Genomic DNA, 24692 nt, shown 5'->3' with positions numbered 1-24692 from the left:
CTGAGCCCGGGTCACGCTCTGTTGAGCGGTTGGGGCGAGAATACTGATGTCGTGCAAGCGCCGGGGCGCGATATCTCAGGCGCGGGCCGGCGGCGCACGCGGCAGCGATCCGTGCCAGAACGGATGAGCCGTCGGATCGGAGGATGGCTTCGACGCGAAGGCCGAAACGAAAATCGGGAAGCTGATCTCGATGGCGCGGGCTTCCAGCGCACCGTCGCCCGTAGGCCAATGGGCGCCCATTCCGTCCTTGCGGTCCATGGCGGCAAGTGCACGCAAAGGCTCGCGCTTGGTCAGATGCGGAGTGTCGCTGCTTTTGTCGGCCGTAAGGACGCCGCGGGGGAACTGGACGTCCTTGACGACGCCGGACAGCAGGCCGAACAAGGCGGCAATCAGCAGAGCGGCGGCAAAGACCGGCCAGCGCGACAGGAGGCTTTCCTGTTCACGTCCGTCTCTCATCCGCTTGTCCTGCGGAAACAGCGCCATCCGCATCAGCTCCGGAGCGTTAAAAATCCCGAAGTCCTTGCTTCGGAACGGAATGCCGCCTTCTAAAGGAGAGGTTCGAGGCGGTCAATCTCCAGTCGGAGCAAGCGTAAGGACAGATTGCGGCGGCATTTGCGCCAATCCCTGCATTTCATGCGGGAAATCGATTGCCGCGTTATTTGTGGATCGGGTCCTTCCAGAGCACTTCTTCCGGCTTCTCGATCGGCTCGATATCGAGGTTGACCACGACCGGGTCCTGGCCGGAGCGGCAGAGGACACATTCCAGGGTCTCGTCGCGGCTGGCGTTGATCTCCTGATGCGGCACGTAGGGCGGCACATAGATGAAATCGCCGGGGCCTGCCTCCGCCACGAATTCGAGATTGTCGCCCCAGCGCATCCGCGCTCTTCCCTTCAGCACGTAGATGATACTTTCCAGATCGCCATGGTGATGGGCGCCGGTCTTGGCGTTGGCATGGATCGTCACCGTGCCCGCCCAGATCTTTTCGGCACCCGCACGGGCGTTGTTGATCGCGGTCGCGCGGTTCATGCCGGGGGTCTGGGCGGTGTTGGGATCGAGCGAATTGCCGGGAATGACTTTCACGCCGTGCTCGCGCCAATCGACGTGGGAATGACCGTCATGGTCACTGTCATGAGTGTGATGATGATCGTCGTGATCGTGGCTCAAGATCGGCTCTCATTGACTTGGACGGGGCTCACCAACTCTTGCGAGTAGGGGGTCCGCGAGCCCCTAACCGGCGTCATGCCGGCTGGAGGCCACGTAGCTTTGCTTGCCGAACATGATCAATGGGAACGTCACAAATGTCAAAGAACTTGGTAAGCAGAGAATAATTTTCCTGTTTCAAATCAGGGCACTGTCACATTCCAATACTTCTCCGGGGGGAGGCAAAACAGAAAACCCCGCCAACGCGATCGGCGCCGGCGGGGCAAATGACTGGTCGAGAGGCGGCGAAGAGATTTATGCGCCCTGGATGAGCGGCAGGACTTCGAGAGAACCGTGATAGATCATATCGAGCGCCACATAAACGATGACCGCCAGGCCCACATAGGCGATCCAGCGGAAACGGGAGAGCAGTTTGGCGACAAAGTTGGCGGCGATCCCCATCAGTGCGATCGAGACGATCAGGCCGATGATCAGCACGGTCGAATGTTCCTTGGCGGCGCCGGCGACGGCCAGCACGTTGTCGAGCGACATCGAGACGTCGGCGACGACGATCTGGGTCGCGGCCTGAAAGAAAGTCTTCTGAGCGGCGTTTTCCTTGGCTTGTGCGGCGAGATGGGCATCGTCGCCCTGGCCCTCGCGCAGCTCGCTCCACATCTTCCAACAGACCCAGGCCAGCAGCAGGCCGCCGGCAAGCTGGAGCCCCTTGATCGCCAGAAGGTAGGTTGCAACGACCGCAAACACGAGGCGCAGCACGGTCGCCGCGGAGATGCCGAAGAGGATCGCCTTCTTGCGCAGTTCGGCAGGAAGACCGGCGGCAGCAAGACCGATGACGATGGCGTTGTCGCCGGAAAGAACGAGGTTGATGGCGATGACCTCGAGAAGGGCCGCAAAGCCGGCTGCGGTGAAGAGTTCCATCATGAAGCGTGAACCTGAGTCGGGAGTGGATGAGGGTGGAAGGTGAGGATGTTCTTCTAGTCACATTTTCGTGGCGATTGGTACAGGATATTTCAGGGCGCTTGGCAAGCGGATTTTGCATTCTGTCAAATGTCATTATCCATTATCGAAGCGGTTGGCGCGTGCGGAAAAGCAACCGATCGGGGTAACCGCGTTTTTCGTCCGGATTCAGTTCCACTTGTCGCGACTCACCTGCCTCCTATATGGCCTCACGGCGGAGCGCGTCCCCGACCTGCCGCATCGCGGAGCGGATTTTCGCTGGTGGAGGCCATGGGACAAACATCCGATGGATGAAGGAGACGTTCATGGCGCAGAAAGCTGTTGTCCTCGTCGTCGAGGATGAACCGCTAATCCGATTCACCACGCTCGATGCGCTGGAAGAGGTCGGGCACCAAGTGTTGGAAGCAGGCAGTGCCGACGAGGCGATGGTACTCTTCCGTAATCGGTCCGATATCGACATCGTTTTCACCGACGTGAACATGGCGGGGTCGATGGACGGCATCCAGCTTGCTCAGCGGATACGCGCCATCCGCCCGAGCATCGGCATCATCATCACGTCGGGCGTCGTCAGCCTTGACCCGATGCTCCTGCCGACCAACACGGTGTTTCTGCCGAAGCCCTATCAGCACGACATGCTGCTGTCCTCGATCCACGACATGATGCCAGGCTGAATAGTGTTGGCCGAAGACGGGCCGGCGCAACGGAACCAAGTGGCATGGCTTCCGGTTGTTTCTTCGATCAACCGGAGGAACCTTCACATGCTGATGAGGATCATTGCGTTTTCCGCCATTTCCCTGCTTTCGGCGCCACTCCTCGCCCAGACATCAGGCACCGACGCCACCACCACTTTGCCCGGGGCGACAACGACCGCGCCCAATGCCAATTCCGGCGCTTCGCCGGTCACCACGCTTCCCGGCGTCACTGATCCGACGACCACCAACAGCACGACCGGCACTGTCGATCAGGAAGATCGCTGCCAGCCGCCGGGGACGCCGAACAATACCAATCCGAGCGCCGAAGCGCCGACGCTGCCGCGGCCTGAACAGGCGTGCCACTGAAAGAGACGCGAAAACACCTTTACTCTTCGTCAATCTCTATTAAGTTGGTAGACATTGAAGCGCCGGCGGAAGCAGATGCAAAACCGCTTTCCTGTGGCTTCCAAGACAACCTTTCGCCCAAAACAACCCAGGACGAGGAGTGTGTGCTTGATGACTTATGATGTCGCCGTCGTCGGTTCCGGTTTTTCCGCAATCGCCCTTACCATCAACCTCTTGCGCTTCCTGCCGTCCTCCGCTTCGATCGCGGTGGTCGGCGATGATCCCGGCTTCGGACGAGGCACCGCCTATCGCACCGAATTCTATCTGCATCGTCTCAATGTCCCGGCGGCGCGGATGAGCGTGTTCCCGGATCGACCGGACGATTTCGTCGAATGGCTGCGCCGCCAGGGCAAAGCGGCCTTTCCGGAGGATTTCGCCTCTCGCGGCGACTACGGTCTCTACCTGCGCGATACGCTTGCCTCGCTGCTGAGGCCCCGTGAGCGGCGCGCGCATGTGGATTTTATCCGAGCCAAGGCGACGGCCTGCGTCGAGTGCGAACAGGACGGGGTCATGTTCCATCTCGACAACGCCGGCGAACTGCGGGCCCGTACCGTCATTCTGGCGCTCGGCGTCGGCAATGCCGATCTGCCTTTGCCGAAGGATCGTATCGATCCGGGCGTCGGCTCCCGCATCATCGACAATCCCTGGCGGCTCGGCTGGCTTTCGCGCGTCGGCCGCACCGACGAACTCTGTATCTTCGGCTCCGGCCTGACGATGATCGACCAGGTTCTGTCGCTGCGCGCCCAAGGACATAGCGGCCGCATCCATGTCCTGTCGCGCCGCGGACTGGTGCCGCACCCGCATCCGACCCGGCGCGCCGCTCCCGTCACGCCGGATCTGCCCGATAGCCGCGAAATCAGCGCTCTGCTGCGCGCCTTGCGGCGACAGGTGGAGAACGGTGCCGACTGGCGGGGCGTCGTCGATGGCCTAAGACCGCAGACCCAGGCTTTGTGGCAGAGCCTGACCGCCGAGCAGCGCTCGCGGTTCCTGCGCCATGCACTTGCCTGGTGGAACATCCACCGCCACCGCATTGCGCCGGAGGTGTTCGCGCGCTTCAACGCGCTCCTGAAGGACGGTACGGTGACCGTGCATGCCGGTTTTCTCCGCTCGATCGAGAGAGACGGCGAGGGTGCGAACGTCCGGTTCAGGCAACGCGGCACGCCGGACATTGCCTCCTTCCATGCGGACTGGATCGTCAACTGCACCGGCATGGAGCGCGCCGGCATCGGCCATTCGCCGCTGCTGACCGAGATGCGGAACCTTGGGATGATCGCCATGGACGAACTCGGACTTGGCATCTCCGTCGACGGACAATCTCGCGTTCTCGATCCGGATGGCCGGCCACTGCCCGGCCTGTTTGCTGCCGGAGCGCTGACGGCCGGCCAGTTCTGGGAGATCACGGCGGTGCCGGATATCCGCGTACAGGCCAAGGCGCTTGCAGAAACAATCGCCACGGACATTTCCCGGACGGCACCACGGCGAGCCCGTATCGCGTAGTCGAGCATTCCGTGAGCACGATTTTCTCCTGATCGAGCATCAACGGCAGGTTCCTTGCTTTCATACCGCGCCATCGACGTTAATCTGGAGAAAGTCATTGCGCAGGAAGGAATTTCCATGGCCCTGAAACTCGTCGGTCTTGCGGGGAGCTATAATCGCCCGTCCAAAACTTTTGCGCTGGTCGAACATATCGCCTCGGTCGCAGCCGAGCGTTATGGATTCGATACCCGGCTTCATGATCTCACCGATGTGGGACCGTCTCTTGGTCAGGCACAACGCCAGGGTGATCTGGATGAAGCGGCCGCCAGGGTACTGACGGATGTCGTCGAGGCGGACTTCCTGATTGTCGGTTCGCCGACCTACAAGGGCAGCTATCCCGGGCTCTTCAAGCATTTCATCGATCTGATCGATCCCGAACAGCTGCGTGCCAAGCCGATCCTGATCACCGCTACCGGCGGTGGCGACCGGCACGCGCTGATGGTCGAACATCAGCTTCGGCCGCTTTTCGGTTTCTTCATGGCCCATACCCTGCCGACGGCCGTCTACGCGTCCGATCGCGATTTCGCCGACTACCGTATCGTCTCCGAGGCGCTGCAGCAGCGGATCGGCTTTGCCGTCGATGAACTCGCCGCGTTCTTTCCTGTCCGGGAACTCGCCGCTGCCGAGTAACTTTACTTTCGTTCGCTTTGCCGTCATCAATCCCCCGCAACCGCAACGCGGAGGAGAACGCATGGCCATCGAAGAAGACATGGCGAAGATCGCCGAGCAGGAGAAGGCGCTGGTCTTCGACCGGTTCGACCTGACGACAGCCTGGGATCTCGGATCGCTGCTCCGGCATATGGCCGTCGAGCGGGGCCTGAGCATCGTCATCGACGTGCAATTGCATTCGATGTCGGCCTTCTACACGGCGCTTCCGGGCACCAGCGCCGACAACCAGAGCTGGGTACGGCGCAAGCGCAATCTTGTGCTCCGCTTCTTCCAGTCCAGCTATGCAATCGGACGGAAGCTCGAGCTCCAGGGCGACACGGTCGAAAACCGATATGGTATTTCCGCGGCAGACCACGCGCCGCATGGCGGCAGCTTCCCGATCAAGGTCGCCGGCCTCGGCTGCATCGGGGCGGTGACCGTTTCAGGCCTGCCGCAGCGCGAGGATCATAATATGGTCGTCGAAGCCCTTGCGCGGATGACCGGCAAGGATATCTCCACACTCCGGCTCGACTGAGGAGATATTCGATGGCGCAGGCCGACATAAAGACCCCCAACGAAGTTTTCTCCTTCTGGTTCAGGGAACTGACCCGCAAGGACTGGTTTGAGAAGAACGAGGCGCTCGATGAGGCGATGCGCCGGCATTTTGCCGCGACGCATCTCTCGCTTGCCCGGGGGGAGCTCGACGCGTGGCGGACTTCGCCGGAAAACCGGCTCGCGGCGGTGATCGTGCTTGACCAGCTTTCCCGCAATCTCTATCGCGGCACCCCGCTTGCCTTCGCAACGGACTGGCTGGCTTTGCGGGAGGCAAGGTTGGCAATCGAGGCCGGTGCGGATATGGCGGTCCTGCCCGAACAGCGCGGCTTCTTCTATCTCCCGTTCGAACACTCGGAAGTCCTTGCCGATCAGGATCGGTCGGTGGAGCTCTTCGCTTTGCTGGGGGATGCGGATTATCTGGATTATGCGGAGCGTCACCGCCTGGTGATCCGCGAGTTCGGCCGCTTCCCGCATCGCAATGCGCTGCTTGGCCGGGAATCGACCGCCGCCGAGCTGGGATATCTGGCCAAGCCCGGCGCCGGTTTCTGACGTTGAGGTAACTAGCGGCGGAACAGGCGTGCGACGGCGATCAGGATGCACGCACCGATAAAGCCGGCGATGAGGTAAGCGATCCAGCCGCTACCCAGCGAAAGGTGGAAAAAGTTGAGAATGGCATTGGCGATGATGGCGCCGACAATGCCGAGAATGATGTTCATGATTAAGCCCATGTCGCTTTTCATGAACTTTTCAGCGAGCCAGCCGGCAATGCCGCCGATGATGATGGCTGCGATCCAGCCGATACCTGCCTGTTCCATGACTTACCCTCAATGATTGTTGGGACGGAGAAACGCGAAGAAATGTTCCAGGTTCCACGAATTGTTCCAATTCGTGGCCGGGCGTCAGAGCATTCCTTTTCTTCGCCCAGAAGTCACTCTATTTTCGCGCGCGAATCCGATCGAAAGACAAAAGAGCAGACATTTGACACAACTTCTCACGACCGGCCCTTCGACCATTCAACGGATAGCGTGCGCGCTCCTGGCGGCACTCATGATCGCTGCCCCGCTCGGCTTGCCCTCGCAGGCGGCCGCACAGGCGCAGCAGCAGGCACAAGGACAGCGCCAGGAACAGGTGGCGCCCGACGTCACCGTCGATTCCATCAATACCGATATGAAGGGCAAGATCGACGCGATCCGCCAGCAGCTCGATTCCTTTCGCAACCGGATACAGAGCGATGCCGACGACGATGCACGTCTTGCGGAACTCAGGGTTAGAGCGGAAGCGATCGTCGGCGAAATGCGATCCGCATCGGATGCCATGCGTACGCGTGTCGAACAGATACAGGCCCGCCTCAAGGGACTCGGCGAGCCGCCCGCAGCCGGCCAGCCGCCGGAAGCGCCCGCGGTCGTCGAGGAGCGCAACCGGCTGCTGAACGAGCGCTCGGAACTCAACATTATCGTCGACGACGCCGGCCAGCTTTCCAACAGCGCGACGCAGGTCGCCAACACGATCACCAATCTGCGCCGCACGCTGTTTACCCAGACGCTCTTCCGCCACACGGAGCTGTCGGGCGAGCTGTTCGCCGATGCCGGCAACGCATTCGTCGCGGAAGTCAGGAATTTCGGCTCCACCTTCAGCGGCTGGATCAGTTTCGTCTGGAAATTCAAGAAGCTGCAACTGCTCGGAGCGCTGGCACTGTCGCTCGGCGCGGCCATGCTCTTCCTGTCTGGAGGATACCGGCTGTTCGGGCGCTTCATCCGGCGCGACGACCATGAACACCCTTCTTATATCAGGCGTTTGTCGGTGGCCTTCTGGTCGACGGTGATCCAGACCGTGTCGCTGGCGGCTTTTCTGGTCGCCTCATTCCTGTTCCTCGACGGTTTCAACGTCCTGCGCACGGATATCACGCCGATCGTGGTGACATTTTTCGCATTCGTCTGGTTCGTCAATTTCGTCTGGAAGCTCACCTATGGTGTGCTGGCGCCCGGCGAACCGGAATGGCGGCTCGTCCGTATCACCAACCGTGGCGCCCATCTGCTGACACTTGCCGTGCTTGCCATGGCGATCGTCAACGGGCTCGACTATCTGCTCGGCGCGATCAGCGAGGCGCTGAATTCCCCGTTGGTTCTGACCATCGTCAAAAGCCTGCTCGCCTCCGTCATCATCGGCCTGATCCTGATCGCCATCTCCTTCATCCAGCCGCGGCTTGCCGAGGGCGAGGATCCCGATAGTCCGGGGCATCGCTGGCCGCGCTTCTTTCCTCTGTTCCTTCGCGTCATGGGCCTGCTCCTCATCCTGTCGGTGCTGACGGGATATGTCGGGCTTGCTCGGTTCGCCTCCACCCAGATCGTGCTGACCGGTGCGGTGATCGTGCTGATCTATATCGGACTGCTGTCGGGCAGGGCGATCTCGAAACAGGGATCGTTCACGGATACGGCCGCCGGTCGCCGGCTCGCCGAACACTTTCATTTCGGGGAGGTGTCGCTCGACCAGGCGGGGCTTGCCGCGGGGCTCGGCATCTATGCTTTTGCGCTGATCCTCGGCATCCCCCTCATTCTTTTGACCTGGGGTTTCCAGATCGCCGATATCGAAGCCTGGATCTACAGTTTCTTCACGCAGATCCGGATCGGTAACATCTCGATTTCTATCGTCGGTATTCTCGGCGGCATTCTGCTTTTCGGCCTCGGCTTCGTCATCACGCGCTGGATCCAGAAATGGATCGACGGCAATGTGCTGGCGCGCAGCCAGGTGGATCTCGGCGTCCGCAATTCGGTCAAGACCGGTATCGGTTATCTCGGCGTCGGGCTTGCGGTGCTCGTCGGCGTTTCTGCCGCGGGCATCGACCTGTCGAGCTTCGCGCTGGTCGCATCCGCCTTGTCGGTCGGCATCGGTTTCGGTCTCCAGAATATCGTCTCGAACTTCGTGTCCGGCCTGATCCTGCTCGTCGAGCGGCCGTTCAAGGTCGGCGACCATGTGGTGACCGGGGCGACGGAAGGTATCGTCAAGCGCATTTCGGTGCGCGCCACGGAGATCGAGACGTTTCGCAAGCAGTCGATCATCGTGCCGAATTCCGACCTCATCAATTCGCCGGTCGGCAACTGGACGCATCGCAACAAGATCGGGCGTTCCGAAGTGCCGGTCGCGGTGAGCCACCATACCGATCCGCAGAAGGTGATGGATATTCTTTTGGAACTGGTCGACCAGGTTCCGGAAGTGCTGCGCAATCCGGAACCGCACGTGGAGTTCCTGAATTTCGGTCCGTCCTCGCTCAATTTCGAACTGAGGTTTCATCTGGCCGACATGGGCGAGGGTTTGAGGATCCGCAACAATCTGAGGATCGCCATCCTCAAGCGGTTCAAGGAGGAGGGGATCGCGATCCCGTTCCCGCAGCAGGAGATCATCTTTCATCGGGGCCGGCCGATCCTGCCGGAGGAGAACGATGCAAGAGGGGGCGCCTAACCGACCCTCTGCCCGAGCCCCGCGCGGCCATTTTAATGATCGTCGCGGGCTGGCTCCCGGCATGTCGTAAACAGGCGTTTGGCCCGCCTGCCGGAATTGCATAGTCCCTGCAGTTTGCGAAAAGGCCGCACGAGGCCGAAGAGGGGTTCTTTCCATGAAGACACATGCACGGGCGGTGGTGATCGGCGGCGGCGTGGTCGGTGTTTCGACGCTTTATCATCTGGCGAAAAAGGGCTGGAGCGACGCGGTTCTGATCGAACGCAAGGAATTGACCTCGGGTTCGACCTGGCATGCGGCGGGCCTTCTGCCGCTCTTCAACCTCTCCTATTCGGTCGGCCAGCTGCATAAATATTCGGTGCGTTTCTATCAGGAACTGCAGGAAGAGACGGGCATGAATGTCGGTTTCTCGAAAGTCTCGAACATCCGTCTCGCCCGCACCAAGGACCGCTGGGAAGAGTATATGTATTATGCCGGGATCGCCGAGACGATCGGCGTCACGGTCAACGTCCTGACGCCCGAACAGGTGAAGGAGATCTGGCCGCTCTGCGAGATGGATGGGATTCTCGGCGCCATCCAGCATCCTGACGACGGCTATATCCAGCCGGCGGACCTCACGCAGGCGCTTGCCAAGGGTGCGCGCGACCTCGGCGCCACGATCTATCGAAACACGACCGTCACCGCCATCGCACAACAGCCGGACGGGCTCTGGAAAGTGACGACCGACAAGGGCGAGATCACCGCCGAGCACATCATTTCCTGCACCGGCAACTTCGCGCGCAAGACCGGCGAGATGGTCGGCATCAACATTCCGGTCATTCCGGTCGAGCACCAGTACATCGTCACCGAGCCGCATCCGGCGATCCAGGAGCGCAAGGCCAAGGGCCTGCCGGAAATGGGGGTCCTACGCGAATCGGACTCCTCCTGGTACATGCGCGAGGAGAATGGCGGCCTGCTGCTCGGGCCTTACGAGGTCGGAGCACCCGTCTGTTACGTCGACGGTCCGTCCGACGAGAGCGAATATGAGCTCTTCAACGAGGAACTCGACCGGCTGATGCCCTATATCGAGACCGCCATCGTGCGCGTGCCGGCCTTCGGCGAAGTAGGCATCAAGAAGGTCTACAATGGCGCGATAGCCTATACGCCGGACGGCTCGCCGATCGTCGGCCCCGCACCTGGCCTCAAGAACTTCTGGCTGAACGAAGGCCATTCCTTCGGCATCACCGCGGCCGGCGGCGCCGGCTGGCAGCTCGCGGAATGGATCGTCGATGGCGAACCCACCGTCGACATGATGGGCGTCGATCCGCGCCGCTTCGGGCCTTACGCGACGGAAGGCTACCTCATCGAGAAGAACGAAGAGGCCTATGCCAATGTTTTCACGATGCATTATCCTGATGAAGAGCGCTCCGCCGCGCGTCCCTTGAAGACGACGCCGGTCTATGACCGGCTGAAGAAGATGGGTGCGGTGTTCGGCTCCGTCTATGGCTGGGAACGCGCCAACTGGTTCGCGCCCGAAGGTTATGAAGTGCCTGCGGAAGACCTCGGCGTCGGCGCCGAGGTGCTGACCGGTCACAATCACGCGCCGGCGCTGGAAGATGGCCGGATCGTCGAAAAATGGTCCTTCCGCCGCTCGAACTATTTCGACCACGTGGGCAACGAGGTCAAGAATGTCCACGAGAATGTCGGCGTCCTCGACATGTCGGCCTTCGCCAAGATGGAAGTGTCCGGCCCGGGTGCGCGTGCTTTCCTCGACTCGATCTTCGCCAATGCGATCCCGAAGAAGCGCGGGCGCATCGCGCTCTGCCACCTGCTTACCAAACAGGGTGGGGTGCGCTCCGAGTTCACCGTCTACGAGTGGGCGCCGGATCGCTTCTATCTGGTATCGGCTGGTGCCTATGAGGCGCATGATCAGGATTATCTGCGCAAGCTGGCGCCGACAGACGGGTCGGTCAAACTCACCCAGATTACCCAGAAGCTCGGCGTACTGGTTCTGGCCGGCCCGAAGTCTCGCCAGGTTTTGAAGAAGCTCACCCGCACCAGCCTCGACAACAAGGATTTCCCCTGGCTTTCCGGCAAGGAGATTTCCGTCGGCATGGCGTCCGCCCATGCGCTGCGCGTCAATTTCGTCGGCGAACTGGGCTGGGAACTGCATCACCCGATCGAGATGCAGAACTACATCTTCGACAAGCTGATGGAAGCCGGCGCCGAATTCGGCATCAAACCCTTCGGCATTCGTGCCATGCTTTCCATGTCGGTCGAGAAGTCGTATCGGCTTATCCCGCGCGAAATGTCGATCGAGTACAATGCCTACGAGTCCGGCCTCGACCGTTTCATCAAGACGGACAAGGAATTCCTCGGCAAGCAAGGTCTGCTTTCCTATAGGGAGAAGGGGCTGAAGTGGAATTTCTGCACGCTGGTCGTCGAGGGCGCCAACGATCTCGATGCCCGCGGTTCGGAGGCGATCTACAATGACGCCGGCGAACTGATCGGCCGCGCCACCAACGGCGCCTACGGCTGGCGGATCGGCAAGTCTCTGGCGCTGGCGATGGTGAAGCCCGGTTATGCGGAGACTGGTACGCGGCTCAAGATCAAGATTCTCGGCAACCTCTACAATGCCAGCGTTGTCGCCGAGAGCCCGTTTGACACCGACAACGTTGCACTGCGCGCGTGAAATCCGGCTAAAAGTAAGAAACCATTGACATTGACGGGCGGTCTTCGGGCCGCCTGTTCCGTTTTTGGACGAGGAAGCCGCTCCGATTAACGGTTCTGCAAAGCGTTTGTAATACGGGTGTTAGCTGAGGGGATAATTACTTATCGACAGGGGCACCATGACATTCCTCGGCATTTCCGGGATGCAGTATTCCGGCCAATCACTGGCAAACTCCCGCATCCTGCTTGCGGAAGATTCCAACGTCTTTACCTCGATGATCGGTACCCGGCTCAAGGAGCTGTTCGGCATCGAGGTTGAGATCTGCCGCAATTTCGAGGAATTGCAGGTTGCCTATGACCGTTCGAGCGAACCGGTCACACTGGCGATTTCCAATATCAACCTGCCGGGTGCGGAAAACGGCGAGGCGCTGGAATATCTCGTCGATCTCTCGATCCCCACCATCGTCTTTACCGGCACGTTCCACGAAGAGACGCGCGACAAGCTGCTGACCAAGGACATCGTCGACTATATCCTCAAGGACAATGTCTTTGCGGTTGAGATGCTGGCCGAATCGGTCTGCCGGTTCCTCACCAATCATCGCCACCACGTGCTGATCGTCGACGACAGCCCGACGGCGCGGGCGCTGCTGTCCAGCCGTCTGAAGCGCTACAATTTCCGGGTCAGCGTTGCGGAGAACGGTGCCAAGGCCTTGGATATTCTGAAGAAGAACCCGGATATCGGCCTCGTCGTCACCGACTACAACATGCCCGATATCGACGGTTTCGAGCTGACCCGCCGCATCCGCTCGGTGCGCGGTTCGCACGAACTGCGGATTATCGGCGTGTCGTCTTCTTCGAACCGGCTGCTTTCGGCCCGTTTCCTGAAGGCTGGCGGCAACGACTTCATGCTGCGGCCCTTCATCGACGAGGAATTTTACTGCCGCGTCAACCAGAACCTGGATACGCTGATCCAGATCTGGTCGATGCAGGCAAAACGTCAGGACTCGACGGTCAAGAACGTCGCCTGATCTGCGAGGGTTTTTCGCATGCCCTATCTTCAAAGCCAGCACTTCCGGAAGTCGGAACGTCTGACCTATGGCTGGGCTGCGCCGTCACCGGTCCAGATGGAGATGGCCAATCTCACCGCCGATCCGTTGACAGGGTTTGCTAATCTGAAGGAGTTCTATCGGCTTGGTTTACCGCTGGTGGGGGCCTGCCTTTCTGAGGGCACGTCCTGCGCCGTCGCAATCGTCGACATCGATCATTTCCGGCGGTTGAACGATACCCATTGTGAGGAAACGATCGCTGAGGTCCTGAAGGCGATCGCGGCCAAACTCGATGCCGCGTGCAGCGGCGGCCGGCACCTCCTTGCCCGGCTGGACGACGAGGAATTCGGCTTGCTGCTGGTCGGTTTCGACGGCGCGGCGGCAACGGATTTCTGCGAAAAGCTGAGGCTTGAGATCGCCGGCATGCGGATCACTTCCGGCGACAACGACTTCTCGATAACCGTCTCGATCGGACTGGCAGAAGTCTACGGTCCGGAGACCTTCGACAATTACCTCAATGCTGCAGAACAATTCCTGTTCATGGCGAAGAGCTTCGGCCGCAACCAGGTCTTTTCGGATCATACGGTCGTGCTGCAAGCGGCGGGCTGACAGCCGCAATCACCAGGATCAGGCCACCACGCCGATGCGCGAGGTGTTCATGTTGAGCTTGCGCTCGGCACGTTCCTGCTGCGGCGAGCGGTTATAGACCTCGCGATAACATTTCGAGAAATGCGAGGCGGACACGAACCCGCAGGCAACCGCCACCTCGACCACGGGCATCGACGACTGCACCAGCAGGTGCCGTGCCCGGTCGAGCCGGATCTCCAGATAATAGCGCGCCGGCGAGCGGCCCATTTCCTGGCGGAAGAGGCGTTCGATCTGGCGCCGGGAGAGGCCGGCGTCGTCGGCGATCTCGACCAGCGACAGCGGTTCGGAGAGATTGTTTTCCATGACCTCGATGATCGTCAGAACCTTGGCGTTCTGGACGCCGAGGCGGGCCCGCAGCGGCAGGCGCTGGCGGTCGTGCGGGTTGCGGACGCGGTCCGTCAACTGCTGCTCGCAGACGCGATTGACGAGGTTCTCGCCGAAATCCTGGCTGATCAGGTTCAGCATCATGTCGAGCGAGGCGGTACCGCCGGCGCAGGTATAGAGGTTCGAATCGACCTCGTAGAGATCCGCATAAACTTCTGCCTGCGGGAATGCCTCGGCAAATCCCGGAAGGTTTTCCCAGTGTATGGCACAACGCTTGCCGTTCAGCAGCCCGGCCTGGGCGAGCACATGTGCTCCGGTGCAGAGGCTTCCAACGGCAATGCCGCGGTTATAGGTTTCGCGCAGCCAGGCGTTGACCGACTTGTTGTTGAACTCCTCAACGTAGACGCCCGAGCAGACCAGAACCATGTTCGGGCGGTTTTCGCCGGAGAGGCTGCGACGTTCGTCGGCCAGCGACGAATTTACCTCAATCCCGATGCCGCTCGAGGAATAGACCTTTTCACCGTCGGCGGAACAGAGCCGCCAGGTATAGGCCGAGTATCCGAGCATGCGATTGGCGATTCGGAGCGTCTCCACCGCTGCAGCAAAAGGCAGCATGGTGAAATGGGGAACAAGAAAAAAGACGAGAGAGCGCTTTGCTGCCGGGTTTTTGGTCATCACATTCATGCCGTCATTCCCCTTGTTCGTGGCCGTACATTGCGGCCCGCTTTTCTTCAAAAGCGACATTGGCACGGGGAAAGGCGGCGGAGAAGGGCTTTCGGCGACAGGCTGATAACATTTTTGCGACATAGGCGGGTCGCAGACATAATTGTCAAAGGCAGCAGGCTCAAAGCGTGTCTCAGACTACATGGCCCGCTTCACCGGTTCGTGTGCGGGCCATGGGTCGGGAGGTTATCGGCGATGCGGTGCGGCATTGGTCGTCGGCCATCCGATGTCCTTGCGGATTTCTGCCGGCAAACCTTCCAGCATCCTTTCGGTCTGGCGGCGACGCCATTGGTCGCGAAGTCCAAACACCGCAGTAAGGGCAGGGCGGATCAGCGAGACGAACGACGACTGACGCCGGGAGCGATCGCTCTCCTGATAGGTGATCATGGTCATGTCAGTTCTCCTTGGGTGTTTCATGGAGCAGCGCTCTATGGGAACAATGAACGCCGTCAATCCATCAATCAATCGGATGTAAGTTATGCGTCTCATGAAATTCTGTTTGGTATCGACGCTCGCTTCCGATGTTTTGAGTATGCCGCCGGTTTGACATTCAATCAAACGAAATGATATGGTGCTTAAGTTCAGAATTATTGATAGAGGCTGACATGACTGTTCCATTCCGCCCGCCGCTCCCGCTGCTCGATAACGACGTATTGCGCACCTTCGTAGCGATTGCCGAAACTGGCAATTTCTCGACCGCGGCCGATGCGGTTCTGCGCACGCCGTCGGCTGTTTCGATGCAGATCAAGAAACTGGAAGAGCAGTTGAAGACGACGCTCTTCCTGCGCGACGCCCGCTCGGTGTCGCTGACGCAGCATGGCGAGATGCTGCTTTCCTATGCCCGGCGCATGCTGGCGCTCTCCAACGAGGCAGTGTCACGTTTCGTCATGCCGGAACTCTCCGGCGTGGTACGTCTCGGCGCGCCGGACGATATCGCCGAACGCCTTCTGCCGAAGGTTCTCAAGGACTTCGGCGAAAGCTTTCCGGGCATCATGGTCGATGTCACGGTCGACATGAGCCTGGCGCTCAAGAAGCGCATGGACGAGCAGCGGCTGGACCTGGCGCTGATCAACTGTGCGACCCGGCCTTTCTCGACGGCCGGAGAGATGATTCACACGGAAAGACTGGTCTGGGCCGGCGCCAAATGCGGCACGGCGTATCTGCGCGATCCGCTGCCGATCTCCGTCTGGGAAGACGGCTGCGTCTGGCGTCAGGATGCAATTGCCCAGCTTGAGAAGCACAAGCGGAGCTATCGCATCGCCTATGCGAGCGCCCATACGATGGCGCAACGCGCCGCGGTGCTGTCCGATCTGGCGATCGCGCCGTTCCCGCGCTCTTATGTTACCGACGACATGCAGATACTCGGGGCGAAGGAAGGCCTGCCGGAACTGATCAACTTCGATATCCGGCTGTTGACGGCTCCGCAGCTCTCCGTCCCCGGCAAAGCAGTGGCCGAAAGCATCCGCGAAGCTTTCGGCTCCCTGATCGCTGCTGCTGCCTGATCCTACTCGCGGCTGCGGCGACGTCTGCGGCCGCCTTCTCCCGAAGCCTCTGCCAGCGCCTTTCGCTCCGGCAGGGTCACGACAGTTGCCAGATGCGGGAAGGCATCGACCTTGTTTGGCAGCGCCATGGCATAAACGAAATGCTCCTGGAATTTCGGCTCTAACGCCGTCTCGATCTTCTCGATCCTGCGCACCGTTTCCTCGATCTCGCGGCGGTAGCCGCGGTTCAGCAGGCACATGCGCGCGCCCGTGCCTGCGGCATTGCCGACCGATTTGACGCGGCCCAGATCGCAATCCGGGATAAGACCCAGCACCATCGCGTATTTCGGATCGATGAACGTGCCGAAGGCGCCGGCAAGCCCGATGCGGTCGACATGGTCGACGCCCTGCTTGTCCATCAACAGCTTGACGCCGGCATAAAGCGCCGCCTTGGCGAGCTGGATGGCGCGCACGTCGTTCTGGGTTACGGTGATGCGCTGTTCGCCGTCATGCACGAGGTAGGAGAAGGTCCGACCGTTCTGGAGGATGCGCGGGCTGCGCTCCGCCATTGCGCCGTCCACCACGCCGTCTTCCGAGATCAATCCGGCAAGATACATTTCGGCAATCACTTCGATGATCGCCGAACCGCAGATGCCGGTGATGCCGGTCGCAGCGGCTGCATCGGCGAAACCCGGCTCGTCCGACCAGGGCTCGACGCCGATCACCCGGAAGCGCGGCTCGAGGGTTTCGGCGTCGATACGGATCCGCTCGATGGCACCGGGTGCTGCCCGCTGGCCCGATGAGATTTCGGCACCTTCGAAGGCCGGACCGGTCGGCGAGGAGGCAGCGACGACGCGGGTCGAATTTCCGAGCACGATTTCCGCATTGGTGCCGATATCGACCAGCAGCATCATCTCCTCCTGCCGGTGCGGACCTTCCGACAGAGTTGCCGCCGCGGCATCGGCGCCGACATGGCCGGCGATGCAGGGCAGGAGATAAGTGCGGGTGCCATCGTTCATCGGCAAGCCGATCTCGGAGGATCTGACCTTTACCGCTCCGGAAACGGCAAGCGCGAAGGGGGCTCCGCCAAGCTCCGTCGGATCGATCCCGAGGAACAGATGGTGCATGATCGGATTGCCGACGAAGACGCTGTCGAGAATGTCGGTGCGAGACACGCCGCCGTCAGCGCAGACCTCGTCGATCAACCCGTTCAGCGCCTCGCGCACGGCTAACGTCATCGCCTCGCGGCCATCGGGGTTCATCATCACATAGGAAACGCGGCTCATCAGATCTTCGCCGAAGCGGATCTGCGGATTCGACGTGCCCGCCGACGCCACGGTGCGACCCGACAGCAGCGACGACAGATGCATGGCGATCGTCGTCGAGCCGATATCGCAGGCAATCCCGTAGGCCTCGTTCTTCAGGCCGGGATAGAGCGCGACGAGCCGGGCACGGTCATCGTCGCGATCTTTGTGGATTGCCGCCGTGACCTTCCACTCGCCCTTGCGCAGAATCTGCTGGACCTTGGGAATCAGGTGGAAATCGACATCGAGATCGTCAAAATGCCACTCGGCGGCAAGGGCTGCCTTCAGGCGGTCGAGATCGCCGAGCGGCTTTTCCATGTCGGGCTCTTCTACCTCGACATAACACATGCGGATCGCCGGATTGCGGTCGAAGACACGCTCGTCGGCGGCCTTGCGGACTACCTGAGCATTGATCACCGTATCCTGAGGAACGTCGATGACGAGATCGCCGAGAATCTGGGTCGAGCAGGAGAGGCGGCGACCTTCGGGAAGCCCGCGCACGCGGTCGTAGCGCTCTTCCTTTGGGCCGAGCGGTGACAGATGGTCGTTCGTCGAGGTAATGCCGTGCTTGGCGAAATGTCCCTGCTGGACTGAGATTTGGCATCGCCCGCAGGTCGCCCGCCCGCCGCAGACGCTTTCCACATAGACGCCAAGCTGACGCGCGGCATCGAGCACCGGCGTGCCGACCGGAAACCGGCCGCGCTTGCCGGACGGCATGAAGAGGACGAGGGGATCTCTTGCCATGGGCTCACAATTCGGGCGGCTTGAATTCACTTGCGGACGGTCTGTTCAAGGGCTTCGCGGATCAGTCGCGTATAGGGAATTCCCCGTTCCTTCGCCTTGGCCTTTACAGCACGTAGCAGAGGCTCCGGCAGCCGCATATTGAGCTGGGCGGATTTCTTCTCGAATTCGAAATGCATCGGTTTGAAGCCGGAAAGATCGTATTCGGATAGGTCCGCCGTCTCGACAAAAGCCTCGGCTTCCGCATCGGAATGGAAGGCGGGCAGCTTCTTCAGGTCATCCTTGCTCATATCGTCTTATCTCCCGTTCGTGCATATATCGGGCGCTGATGGGCCGTATATGGGTTCTGCCATCGATTTCCCGGAGTGCGAACACAACGAATATATAGCGGCCACTTTCCGCAATGCCGATGGCGCGCATCCGTTGCTCGCCCTCTTGAGGATCGCGATGAACGGCGGGAGCGTTTTCGAAGAGACTCTCGATTTCATCCTTACTGAGGCCGTGCTTGGCACATTTCGGCCAATTGCCATCGTCCCAATCAAAGCCCGCAATTCCGCGCATCTGTTACGCTTTCATATATGCTTTTGTATATACGAATGTAAAGCTATCGAAGCCTGATTACTCCATGCTTGCTCCGGCGCCAGCCCGTGCGGCCCGGCCGCCGCGTCGGCCGCTGGCAGCAGAAGGTGCAGCCGTCGCAGCGGCTCCGCCGCCTTCGACCGGCTTGTAGTCGCGATAGGTCATGATCCAGTTACCGCAGTTCTGATCCGTGCCGTTCAGCACGTTGGCGGCGCGCACCGCTTCCATTTCCTGCGGCCGGCAGGGGTTCATGATCGCCGACGTCATGCCGGCGCCGATCACCATCGGGATGAAGCCGGCATTGATGCCATGGCGGTGCGGCAGGCCGAAGGAGATGTTGGAGAGCCCGCAGGTCGTGTTGACCTTCAGCTCCTCGCGCAGGCGCCGCAGGAGCGCAAAGACCTGCAGGCCGGCGCTGCCGAGCGCGCCGATCGGCATGACCAGCGGATCGACGACGATGTCATGCGGCTTGATGCCGTAGTCGGCGGCGCGTTCGACGATCTTCTTGGCGACCGCGAAACGGACGTCCGGATCCATCGAAATGCCGGTCTCGTCGTTGGAGATCGCCACGACCGGTACGTCGTATTTCTTGCAAAGCGGCAGGATCGCCTCGAGCTTTTCCTCCTCGCCGGTGACCGAATTGACCAGTGGCCGGCCCTTGGCCACTTTCAGCGCCGCCTCGATGGCGGCTGTCACCGAACTGTCGATCGACAGCGGCACGTCGACGAGGCCCTGGACGATCTCCAGCGTCCGGACGAGTAGGCCAGGTTCGGTCTCGTTGGGGTTGACCGAGGTGACCCCGGCATTGACGTCGAGCATGGTGGCGCCCGCCGCCACCTGTTCCAGCGCATCCCTGATGACCGTGTCGAAATTGCCCTCGTTCATCTCGGCCGCGAGCTTCTTGCGGCCCGTCGGGTTGATGCGTTCGCCGATCACGCAGAAGGGCTGGTCGAAGCCGATCACGATCTCCCGGGTTGCGGATGCGACGATGGTGCGGGTCATTTCTTCCTCCAGGCGCGCGATGCGGCGCAGAAACGATGTGATTGTCTGAACGTCAGGCGGTTTCGCGGCCGCCGGTCTTCACCAGCGCCACGAGCTTTTCCCGGTCATAAGCTGCTTCGAGTTCGGCCGCCGCCCTGTCGGCTTCGGCCTCAAGATCGTCGGAGACGGCGACCGGTTGTGCCTTGCGCCATTCGGCGAGATAGTCGTCGGTGCCGGCTGCGCCGCTGCGCATCGCGCACATGTCGATCGCCTCGGTAAAGCGCAGCGACAATTCCCGCTTGGCGGTCTGGCGGCCCTTCTTGATGATCACCTGCGCCGGAATATCCCGCCAGAAGACGACGATGCGGTCGGCCATGAATTCCTCCGTGTTGAGGTGCAGCATGCACGGGTGCGGGCGACAAGACTGCGCTTGCGACGACGTCGCACCCAGCAAAATACGACGCGGTGATGGGATTGCCTTGCCGGATGTCGGGCCGGGTGCCGGTTACCAGATCTTCCGGGTCAGCCCGTGATAGACCCAGGTCCAGATCGGCGGCGGGAAACGTAGTGCGGAGGGGCCTTGCGGCTGGTACGGCTTCAGTGTGCCGGCGATGGCATCGCGAAGCGCGCGGACGCTGATATCGACGGAAGAGGCGGTCATCAGCAACGGATAGGTGGCGAGCGAATCCGAGCGCGCCGGCTCCACCCGCTTCTCGTAGAGCGTTCCGCCGGTATCGATGCCCTTGTCGACCAAATGCACGGTGGCGCCAAAGTTCTTCTCGTCGCCTTCGACACGCGACCAATAGCCGCCCATCTGGCCGCGATACATCGGATTGATGCCGGCGTGGAAGTTGATCACCGGGCAGGGGACAGCGGCAAGCGTCTCCGGCGACAGGATGCGGCAGGATATGGTGAAGATCGCAGCGGGCTTCAGGGCTGTCACCGCTGCGTGACAGGCCTGATCGTTGAGGGAGGCCACGTGCGTCACGGGGATCGCCGGGTTAGGCTCGGTGGAATGGCCGTAGTCGCGGATGATCTCGGCGGAGCGGCTCGCCGCCACGCTCTTGGTGAGCCGCGACGCGATCATCGTCGCAAGTTGGCCAAGCGCGGTAAACCAGCCGAACCGCCGGGCGCGGCGTTTCAAAAGCGTTCCCTTCGATTCCGGCTGTTCCTCAACGACATGCAGGTCGGGAAAATGTTTTGCCAATGCGTTGATCATCACCTGCGGGTTCACCCCGCCTGACGTCATCACCACGATCCGAGAATTCCGGTCCTGCATCGATCCCCCCGCAAAAAGCGCAGGGCCGCACTCTTCCGCCGAAGGCCCGAAGAAACGGTTAAACCGAGCGTAACGCCTGCGTGAGGTCACCGTAGCCGGTGAAGCGGTATTCGTATTCCAGGCCGAGATACTCGGCGGCCGCACGCGCCTTCTCCTGAAGGACCTCGTCTTCCTCCTGGCTCAGATAGACGAGCTTTCGGTAATTGCCGAAATACATCTCCTTCAGCTGCGGATGACGGTCGAGACCGAGCGGTTCGATGACGAAGGCCTCGAACTGGCGGGCGAGAAAATCTGTCAAGAAGAATGAGAACAGGTCTTCGTCCGCCTTTGCGGCAAAAGCGTCGTTTCCGGCGAAGAAGGAATAACAGTGCGGGCCCTCGATGCGGGCGATGCCCTCGCGTTCGCAGAGCCGGTCGATGTCGCCGCCGGTTCCGCAATCCGCATAGGCAAAAAAGATCTTTTCGAACCCTGCTTCGCGCGCCTCAGCAACGGCTTTTTCAAGCCCTGGAACGATCTTCTGCGGATAGGCGTGCCAGATTGCCGGCAGGCAGTTGAGATCGATATGGCCAAGACCTTGCTGCCTGGAAACAGCAAGGATTTCCCGCGCGATCGCTCCGCACGCGATCACGTGAACTTTTTCGCAAGTTGAACGTTCCTTTGCCGGAAAATCCATTTCCGCCACGATTTCATTTCTCTCCATCGGAGTATTCTAACATGACGGTCAAGACAGTCACGGTAATCGCCGCTCTTCTCGCGACGATGGTTTCACTCACCTCCTGCGGCAATACCATCCGCGGCATGGGCAAGGATGCGGCCAACACCGTCAATGCCACGCAGGATGCGGGACGCCGGGTCGATCGCGCTGCGCGTTAAGGCGTCGCCGTCAGCAAGCCGTTCGGCGCCTCAGGCGCCGGCGGCAAGGCTGTTGTGCTTGCGGCGGATATATTCCTTTGCCGTTTCGACGGCGACCGCCGCATCGCGGCAATAGGCATCGGCGCCGACCGCCTTGCCGAATTCCTCGTTGAGCGGCGCGCCGCCGACAAGCACGATATAGTCGTCGCGCATACCCTTTTCCTTCAGCGTATCGATGACGACCTTCATATAGGGCATGGTCGTGGTCAAAAGCGCCGACATTCCGAGAATATCCGGCTGTTCCCGCTCGATCGCATCGAGATAGTTCTCGACCGGGTTGTTGATGCCAAGATCGACCACGTCGAAGCCCGCTCCCTCCATCATCATGCCGACAAGGTTCTTGCCGATGTCGTGGATGTCGCCCTTGACGGTGCCGATCACCATCTTGCCGAGTTTGGGAGCGCCGGTCTCGACCAGAAGCGGCCGCAGGATGAACATGCCCGCCTTCATGGCACTCGCCGAGAGCAGCACTTCCGGCACGAAAAGAATGCCGTCGCGGAAGTCGATGCCGACGATGCGCATGCCCTCGACCAGGGCCTTGGTGAGGACGTCATAGGGCGTCCAGCCGCGCGTGAGCAGGATGTTGGTCGCCTCCTCGATCTCCTCCTTCAAGCCGTCGTAAAGATCGTCGTGCATCTGCTGCACGAGTTCCTCGTCTGAAAGTTCCGCCAGGATGATTTCGTCGTCGGACATGCAATGCTTCCCTTCGTTCGAGGGGCCGGTTCGAAGGCCGGCAAATCAGACGTTTACCGTCCCGACTATCTGTACCTTTAATTTGCTTGGCAATTTCTTTCGTATGCGACAGCGGCGCGTCGGAAAAACGACGGAAGATCGCTGCGGGATGTCTGTCCTGTACAAACCCGTGACGCAGAAAGGCGGGGCTCGGCTTGCGCTTGAGCCTAGCATGGCGCATCAAAAAAGCTTGAGGCGCTTTTCAAAGCGGAGGCGAGGAACATCATGGACGATTTGACCCCAGAGACGGAACCGGCAGGCAGCGGGGCCAGACGCGGCCGCGGCGAGCGGGGAGCGGCAGGCCGCCGCGCAGCCCGCGCAGGCCACGGTCCCGGCCTTTCCTTGCCCTATATCACCCGCAAGATCGGTGTCTACGAGGTGCTGGACGAGGAGGGCCTTACCCTCATCGAGCACAATGCGGATCTCATCCTCGAAGAGATCGGCATCGAATTTCGCGAGGATGAGGAAGCGCTCGAACTCTGGGCAAAGGCGGGTGCCGACGTCCGGGGCCACCGGGTGCATTTCCCGAAGGGCCTTTGCCGCGAACTCTTGAAGACCGCACCGAGCGAATTCACCTGGCATGCGCGCAATCCGGAGCGCAACGTCCAGATCGGCGGCAAGGCGACCGTGTTCGCGCCGGTCTACGGACCTCCCTTCGTGCGCGATCTCGACGGCAAGCGCCGTTATGCGACGATCGAGGATTTCCGCAATTTCGTGAAGCTCGCCTACATGGCGCCCTCGATGCATTCCTCGGGCGGCACGGTCTGCGAGCCGGTCGACGTGCCGGTCAATAAGCGGCATCTCGATATGGTCTACAGCCATATCAAATATTCCGACAAGCCGTTCATGGGATCGGTCACCGCGCCGGAACGCGCCGAAGACACGGTTGCCATGGCGAAACTGGTATTCGGCGACGAGTTCGTCGAGAACAATTGCGTCACCCTGAACCTCATCAACGCCAACTCTCCGATGGTGTTCGACGGGACCATGCTCGGCGCGCTGAAGGTCTATGCGCGGCATAACCAGGCCTCGGTCGTGTCGCCGTTCATTCTCTCGGGCGCCATGAGCCCGGTAACGGTGACCGGCACGCTGACGCAGATCCTTGCCGAAGTACTGGCCGGTGCTGCGCTGACGCAGCTGATCCGCAAGGGCTCGCCGGTGCTGTTCGGTACGTTCGCGGCGTCGATCTCGATGCAGTCTGGCGCGCCGACATTCGGGACCCCGGAACCGTCGCTGGTCTCCTACGGTGCGGCCCAGCTCGCCCGTCGCCTAGGCCTGCCGTTCCGTACCGGCGGTTCGCTCTGCGGCTCGAAAGTGCCCGATGCCCAGGCGGCGCACGAATCGGCCAATACGCTGAACACGACACTGCTCGCCGGCACCAACTTCGTGCTGCATGCCGCCGGTTGGCTGGAGGGTGGCCTCGTGTCGTCCTATGAGAAATTTATGATCGACCAGGACCAGCTCGGCATGATGCAGAAGATGGCGCAGGGCGTCGATCTGTCCGAAGAAGGCCAGGCGCTGGACGCGATCCGCGAAGTCGGGCCCGGCAGCCATTATCTCGGCTGCGCCCATACCCAGGCACATTTCCAGACTGCCTTCTATCGTTCGGCGCTGATGGACAACAATTCCTTCGAACAGTGGGAAATCGAGGGCGAGAAGCGGATCGAGCAGCGCGCCAACGCGCTCTGCCGCTCCTGGCTCGACAGCTACGAAGCACCGCCGCTCGATCCCGCGATCGACGAGGCGCTGCTGGCGTTCATCAAGGATCGCAAGGATTCGATGCCCGACGCCTTCACCTGAAGAGAGCCCGATGCCGCCAGGGAGCAAGGCGGTGCCCGGCTGGTCGCCGATTTCGTCCAGGAAGGGGTCTGGCGCCCTCACTACAAAT

Annotated in this window: 27 protein-coding genes; 13 read left to right on the top strand and 14 right to left on the bottom strand. The window is 61.0% G+C overall.

Translation table 11 applies throughout. The features are described from left to right. Positions 1 to 75: 75 nt before the first annotated feature. The 3 genes from AC1D3C_RS16620 to AC1D3C_RS16610 form a co-directional block, all read right to left on the bottom strand. Positions 76 to 456 carry a hypothetical protein gene (locus AC1D3C_RS16620; protein ID WP_477483650.1) on the bottom strand — a complete coding sequence of 127 codons (381 nt, stop codon included), beginning with the start codon at positions 454 to 456 and terminating at the stop codon, positions 76 to 78. A gap of 199 nt (positions 457 to 655) precedes the next feature. After that, the gene (locus AC1D3C_RS16615) at positions 656 to 1165 is read right to left on the bottom strand and encodes a cupin domain-containing protein (protein WP_247135629.1); all 510 of its coding nucleotides are present in this window, start codon (positions 1163 to 1165) and stop codon (positions 656 to 658) included. A gap of 291 nt (positions 1166 to 1456) precedes the next feature. After that, positions 1457 to 2077 carry a TerC family protein gene (locus tag AC1D3C_RS16610; protein WP_038549261.1) on the bottom strand — a complete coding sequence of 207 codons (621 nt, stop codon included), beginning with the start codon at positions 2075 to 2077 and terminating at the stop codon, positions 1457 to 1459. Positions 2078 to 2421: 344 nt separating this feature from the next. Between AC1D3C_RS16610 and AC1D3C_RS16605 the strand changes: the two genes are divergently transcribed. From AC1D3C_RS16605 to AC1D3C_RS16580, 6 genes are all read left to right on the top strand, one after another. Next, positions 2422 to 2787, top strand: a complete 366-nt coding sequence (locus AC1D3C_RS16605) for a response regulator (RefSeq protein ID WP_038543328.1) — start codon at positions 2422 to 2424, stop codon at positions 2785 to 2787. Between the two features lie 87 nt (positions 2788 to 2874). Continuing rightward, the gene (locus tag AC1D3C_RS16600; RefSeq protein WP_477483649.1) at positions 2875 to 3174 is read left to right on the top strand and encodes a hypothetical protein; all 300 of its coding nucleotides are present in this window, start codon (positions 2875 to 2877) and stop codon (positions 3172 to 3174) included. Between the two features lie 150 nt (positions 3175 to 3324). After that, positions 3325 to 4710, top strand: a complete 1386-nt coding sequence (locus AC1D3C_RS16595) for an FAD/NAD(P)-binding protein (RefSeq protein WP_477483648.1) — start codon at positions 3325 to 3327, stop codon at positions 4708 to 4710. Positions 4711 to 4827: 117 nt separating this feature from the next. Beyond that, on the top strand, positions 4828 to 5379 hold the full coding sequence (msuE, locus tag AC1D3C_RS16590; RefSeq protein WP_477483647.1) for an FMN reductase: 552 nt from the start codon (positions 4828 to 4830) through the stop codon (positions 5377 to 5379). Between the two features lie 61 nt (positions 5380 to 5440). Beyond that, on the top strand, positions 5441 to 5932 hold the full coding sequence (locus AC1D3C_RS16585) for a heme-degrading domain-containing protein (protein WP_477483646.1): 492 nt from the start codon (positions 5441 to 5443) through the stop codon (positions 5930 to 5932). Positions 5933 to 5943: 11 nt separating this feature from the next. Continuing rightward, positions 5944 to 6501 carry a DUF924 family protein gene (locus AC1D3C_RS16580; protein WP_477483645.1) on the top strand — a complete coding sequence of 186 codons (558 nt, stop codon included), beginning with the start codon at positions 5944 to 5946 and terminating at the stop codon, positions 6499 to 6501. Positions 6502 to 6512: 11 nt separating this feature from the next. Here the strand turns inward: AC1D3C_RS16580 and AC1D3C_RS16575 are convergent, their stop codons facing one another. Then, positions 6513 to 6767, bottom strand: coding sequence for a GlsB/YeaQ/YmgE family stress response membrane protein (locus tag AC1D3C_RS16575; RefSeq protein ID WP_038543316.1), 255 nt, complete (start codon positions 6765 to 6767; stop codon positions 6513 to 6515). 232 nt (positions 6768 to 6999) lie between these two features. On the opposite strand from AC1D3C_RS16575, the gene AC1D3C_RS16570 reads away from it, so the two are divergent. From AC1D3C_RS16570 to AC1D3C_RS16555, 4 genes are all read left to right on the top strand, one after another. After that, positions 7000 to 9408: a mechanosensitive ion channel domain-containing protein gene (locus AC1D3C_RS16570; protein WP_477483644.1), complete on the top strand. Its 2409-nt coding sequence runs from the start codon at positions 7000 to 7002 to the stop codon at positions 9406 to 9408. Positions 9409 to 9562: 154 nt separating this feature from the next. Beyond that, positions 9563 to 12076 (top strand): GcvT family protein, encoded by a 2514-nt coding sequence (locus tag AC1D3C_RS16565; RefSeq protein WP_477483643.1) that lies wholly within the window; start codon positions 9563 to 9565, stop codon positions 12074 to 12076. Positions 12077 to 12233: 157 nt separating this feature from the next. After that, positions 12234 to 13082, top strand: coding sequence for a response regulator (locus AC1D3C_RS16560; RefSeq protein WP_038543311.1), 849 nt, complete (start codon positions 12234 to 12236; stop codon positions 13080 to 13082). 18 nt (positions 13083 to 13100) lie between these two features. Beyond that, positions 13101 to 13709: a GGDEF domain-containing protein gene (locus AC1D3C_RS16555; RefSeq protein ID WP_477483642.1), complete on the top strand. Its 609-nt coding sequence runs from the start codon at positions 13101 to 13103 to the stop codon at positions 13707 to 13709. Between the two features lie 18 nt (positions 13710 to 13727). On the opposite strand, the gene AC1D3C_RS16550 is transcribed toward AC1D3C_RS16555, so the two are convergent. Together AC1D3C_RS16550 and AC1D3C_RS16545 are read right to left on the bottom strand one after the other, a co-directional pair. After that, on the bottom strand, positions 13728 to 14747 hold the full coding sequence (locus AC1D3C_RS16550) for a GlxA family transcriptional regulator (RefSeq protein WP_247037610.1): 1020 nt from the start codon (positions 14745 to 14747) through the stop codon (positions 13728 to 13730). A 234-nt stretch (positions 14748 to 14981) separates the two neighbouring features. Beyond that, positions 14982 to 15188 carry a hypothetical protein gene (locus AC1D3C_RS16545; protein ID WP_038543309.1) on the bottom strand — a complete coding sequence of 69 codons (207 nt, stop codon included), beginning with the start codon at positions 15186 to 15188 and terminating at the stop codon, positions 14982 to 14984. A gap of 212 nt (positions 15189 to 15400) precedes the next feature. On the opposite strand from AC1D3C_RS16545, the gene AC1D3C_RS16540 reads away from it, so the two are divergent. Next, positions 15401 to 16297, top strand: coding sequence for a LysR family transcriptional regulator (locus AC1D3C_RS16540; protein WP_477483641.1), 897 nt, complete (start codon positions 15401 to 15403; stop codon positions 16295 to 16297). 2 nt (positions 16298 to 16299) lie between these two features. Here AC1D3C_RS16540 and AC1D3C_RS16535 read toward each other — a convergent pair whose 3' ends face one another. From AC1D3C_RS16535 to AC1D3C_RS16505, 7 genes are all read right to left on the bottom strand, one after another. Further along, entirely contained in the window at positions 16300 to 18324 is a 2025-nt protein-coding gene (locus tag AC1D3C_RS16535; RefSeq protein ID WP_477483640.1) for an ASKHA domain-containing protein, read from the bottom strand. Positions 18325 to 18350: 26 nt separating this feature from the next. Then, positions 18351 to 18611 (bottom strand): BrnA antitoxin family protein, encoded by a 261-nt coding sequence (locus AC1D3C_RS16530; protein ID WP_477483639.1) that lies wholly within the window; start codon positions 18609 to 18611, stop codon positions 18351 to 18353. Beyond that, positions 18598 to 18882 (bottom strand): BrnT family toxin, encoded by a 285-nt coding sequence (locus AC1D3C_RS16525; protein ID WP_477483638.1) that lies wholly within the window; start codon positions 18880 to 18882, stop codon positions 18598 to 18600. Before AC1D3C_RS16525 ends, AC1D3C_RS16530 begins: the two co-directional genes overlap by 14 nt. A gap of 57 nt (positions 18883 to 18939) precedes the next feature. Next, complete coding sequence (locus tag AC1D3C_RS16520) at positions 18940 to 19902, bottom strand: methyltetrahydrofolate cobalamin methyltransferase (protein ID WP_477483637.1); 963 nt, start codon at positions 19900 to 19902, stop codon at positions 18940 to 18942. 52 nt (positions 19903 to 19954) lie between these two features. Continuing rightward, complete coding sequence (locus AC1D3C_RS16515) at positions 19955 to 20257, bottom strand: virulence factor (RefSeq protein WP_477483636.1); 303 nt, start codon at positions 20255 to 20257, stop codon at positions 19955 to 19957. A gap of 129 nt (positions 20258 to 20386) precedes the next feature. After that, complete coding sequence (locus tag AC1D3C_RS16510) at positions 20387 to 21160, bottom strand: formyl transferase (RefSeq protein WP_477483635.1); 774 nt, start codon at positions 21158 to 21160, stop codon at positions 20387 to 20389. 58 nt (positions 21161 to 21218) lie between these two features. Continuing rightward, complete coding sequence (locus tag AC1D3C_RS16505; RefSeq protein WP_477483634.1) at positions 21219 to 21860, bottom strand: DUF1638 domain-containing protein; 642 nt, start codon at positions 21858 to 21860, stop codon at positions 21219 to 21221. A gap of 14 nt (positions 21861 to 21874) precedes the next feature. Between AC1D3C_RS16505 and AC1D3C_RS16500 the strand changes: the two genes are divergently transcribed. After that, positions 21875 to 22033: an entericidin domain-containing protein gene (locus tag AC1D3C_RS16500; protein ID WP_038543295.1), complete on the top strand. Its 159-nt coding sequence runs from the start codon at positions 21875 to 21877 to the stop codon at positions 22031 to 22033. A 30-nt stretch (positions 22034 to 22063) separates the two neighbouring features. On the opposite strand, the gene AC1D3C_RS16495 is transcribed toward AC1D3C_RS16500, so the two are convergent. After that, a complete protein-coding gene (locus AC1D3C_RS16495) occupies positions 22064 to 22765 on the bottom strand; it encodes a corrinoid protein (RefSeq protein WP_477483633.1) in 702 nt (233 codons plus the stop codon). 264 nt (positions 22766 to 23029) lie between these two features. On the opposite strand from AC1D3C_RS16495, the gene AC1D3C_RS16490 reads away from it, so the two are divergent. Next, complete coding sequence (locus tag AC1D3C_RS16490; protein ID WP_477483632.1) at positions 23030 to 24604, top strand: trimethylamine methyltransferase family protein; 1575 nt, start codon at positions 23030 to 23032, stop codon at positions 24602 to 24604. The last annotated feature ends 88 nt before the right edge of the window (positions 24605 to 24692 follow it).

This window comes from Neorhizobium sp. P1_A6 (assembly GCF_056406795.1).
The sequence above is the reverse complement of the archived record's forward strand: the minus strand, read 5'-3'. Positions and strand labels throughout refer to the sequence as shown.

What these genes read in the sequence shown, in the direction of transcription:
- AC1D3C_RS16620 (WP_477483650.1), bottom strand. Translation starts at nt 456, where the DNA reads ATGAGAGACGGACGTGAACAGGAAAGCCTCCTGTCGCGCTGGCCGGTC.
- AC1D3C_RS16610 (WP_038549261.1), bottom strand. Translation starts at nt 2,077, where the DNA reads ATGGAACTCTTCACCGCAGCCGGCTTTGCGGCCCTTCTCGAGGTCATC.
- AC1D3C_RS16605 (WP_038543328.1), top strand. Translation starts at nt 2,422, where the DNA reads ATGGCGCAGAAAGCTGTTGTCCTCGTCGTCGAGGATGAACCGCTAATC.
- AC1D3C_RS16600 (WP_477483649.1), top strand. Translation starts at nt 2,875, where the DNA reads ATGCTGATGAGGATCATTGCGTTTTCCGCCATTTCCCTGCTTTCGGCG.
- AC1D3C_RS16595 (WP_477483648.1), top strand. Translation starts at nt 3,325, where the DNA reads ATGACTTATGATGTCGCCGTCGTCGGTTCCGGTTTTTCCGCAATCGCC.
- msuE (WP_477483647.1), top strand. Translation starts at nt 4,828, where the DNA reads ATGGCCCTGAAACTCGTCGGTCTTGCGGGGAGCTATAATCGCCCGTCC.
- AC1D3C_RS16585 (WP_477483646.1), top strand. Translation starts at nt 5,441, where the DNA reads ATGGCCATCGAAGAAGACATGGCGAAGATCGCCGAGCAGGAGAAGGCG.
- AC1D3C_RS16580 (WP_477483645.1), top strand. Translation starts at nt 5,944, where the DNA reads ATGGCGCAGGCCGACATAAAGACCCCCAACGAAGTTTTCTCCTTCTGG.
- AC1D3C_RS16575 (WP_038543316.1), bottom strand. Translation starts at nt 6,767, where the DNA reads ATGGAACAGGCAGGTATCGGCTGGATCGCAGCCATCATCATCGGCGGC.
- AC1D3C_RS16570 (WP_477483644.1), top strand. Translation starts at nt 7,000, where the DNA reads ATGATCGCTGCCCCGCTCGGCTTGCCCTCGCAGGCGGCCGCACAGGCG.
- AC1D3C_RS16565 (WP_477483643.1), top strand. Translation starts at nt 9,563, where the DNA reads ATGAAGACACATGCACGGGCGGTGGTGATCGGCGGCGGCGTGGTCGGT.
- AC1D3C_RS16560 (WP_038543311.1), top strand. Translation starts at nt 12,234, where the DNA reads ATGACATTCCTCGGCATTTCCGGGATGCAGTATTCCGGCCAATCACTG.
- AC1D3C_RS16555 (WP_477483642.1), top strand. Translation starts at nt 13,101, where the DNA reads ATGCCCTATCTTCAAAGCCAGCACTTCCGGAAGTCGGAACGTCTGACC.
- AC1D3C_RS16550 (WP_247037610.1), bottom strand. Translation starts at nt 14,747, where the DNA reads ATGACCAAAAACCCGGCAGCAAAGCGCTCTCTCGTCTTTTTTCTTGTT.
- AC1D3C_RS16545 (WP_038543309.1), bottom strand. Translation starts at nt 15,188, where the DNA reads ATGACCATGATCACCTATCAGGAGAGCGATCGCTCCCGGCGTCAGTCG.
- AC1D3C_RS16540 (WP_477483641.1), top strand. Translation starts at nt 15,401, where the DNA reads ATGACTGTTCCATTCCGCCCGCCGCTCCCGCTGCTCGATAACGACGTA.
- AC1D3C_RS16535 (WP_477483640.1), bottom strand. Translation starts at nt 18,324, where the DNA reads ATGGCAAGAGATCCCCTCGTCCTCTTCATGCCGTCCGGCAAGCGCGGC.
- AC1D3C_RS16530 (WP_477483639.1), bottom strand. Translation starts at nt 18,611, where the DNA reads ATGAGCAAGGATGACCTGAAGAAGCTGCCCGCCTTCCATTCCGATGCG.
- AC1D3C_RS16525 (WP_477483638.1), bottom strand. Translation starts at nt 18,882, where the DNA reads ATGCGCGGAATTGCGGGCTTTGATTGGGACGATGGCAATTGGCCGAAA.
- AC1D3C_RS16520 (WP_477483637.1), bottom strand. Translation starts at nt 19,902, where the DNA reads ATGACCCGCACCATCGTCGCATCCGCAACCCGGGAGATCGTGATCGGC.
- AC1D3C_RS16515 (WP_477483636.1), bottom strand. Translation starts at nt 20,257, where the DNA reads ATGGCCGACCGCATCGTCGTCTTCTGGCGGGATATTCCGGCGCAGGTG.
- AC1D3C_RS16510 (WP_477483635.1), bottom strand. Translation starts at nt 21,160, where the DNA reads ATGCAGGACCGGAATTCTCGGATCGTGGTGATGACGTCAGGCGGGGTG.
- AC1D3C_RS16505 (WP_477483634.1), bottom strand. Translation starts at nt 21,860, where the DNA reads ATGGAGAGAAATGAAATCGTGGCGGAAATGGATTTTCCGGCAAAGGAA.
- AC1D3C_RS16500 (WP_038543295.1), top strand. Translation starts at nt 21,875, where the DNA reads ATGACGGTCAAGACAGTCACGGTAATCGCCGCTCTTCTCGCGACGATG.
- AC1D3C_RS16495 (WP_477483633.1), bottom strand. Translation starts at nt 22,765, where the DNA reads ATGTCCGACGACGAAATCATCCTGGCGGAACTTTCAGACGAGGAACTC.
- AC1D3C_RS16490 (WP_477483632.1), top strand. Translation starts at nt 23,030, where the DNA reads ATGGACGATTTGACCCCAGAGACGGAACCGGCAGGCAGCGGGGCCAGA.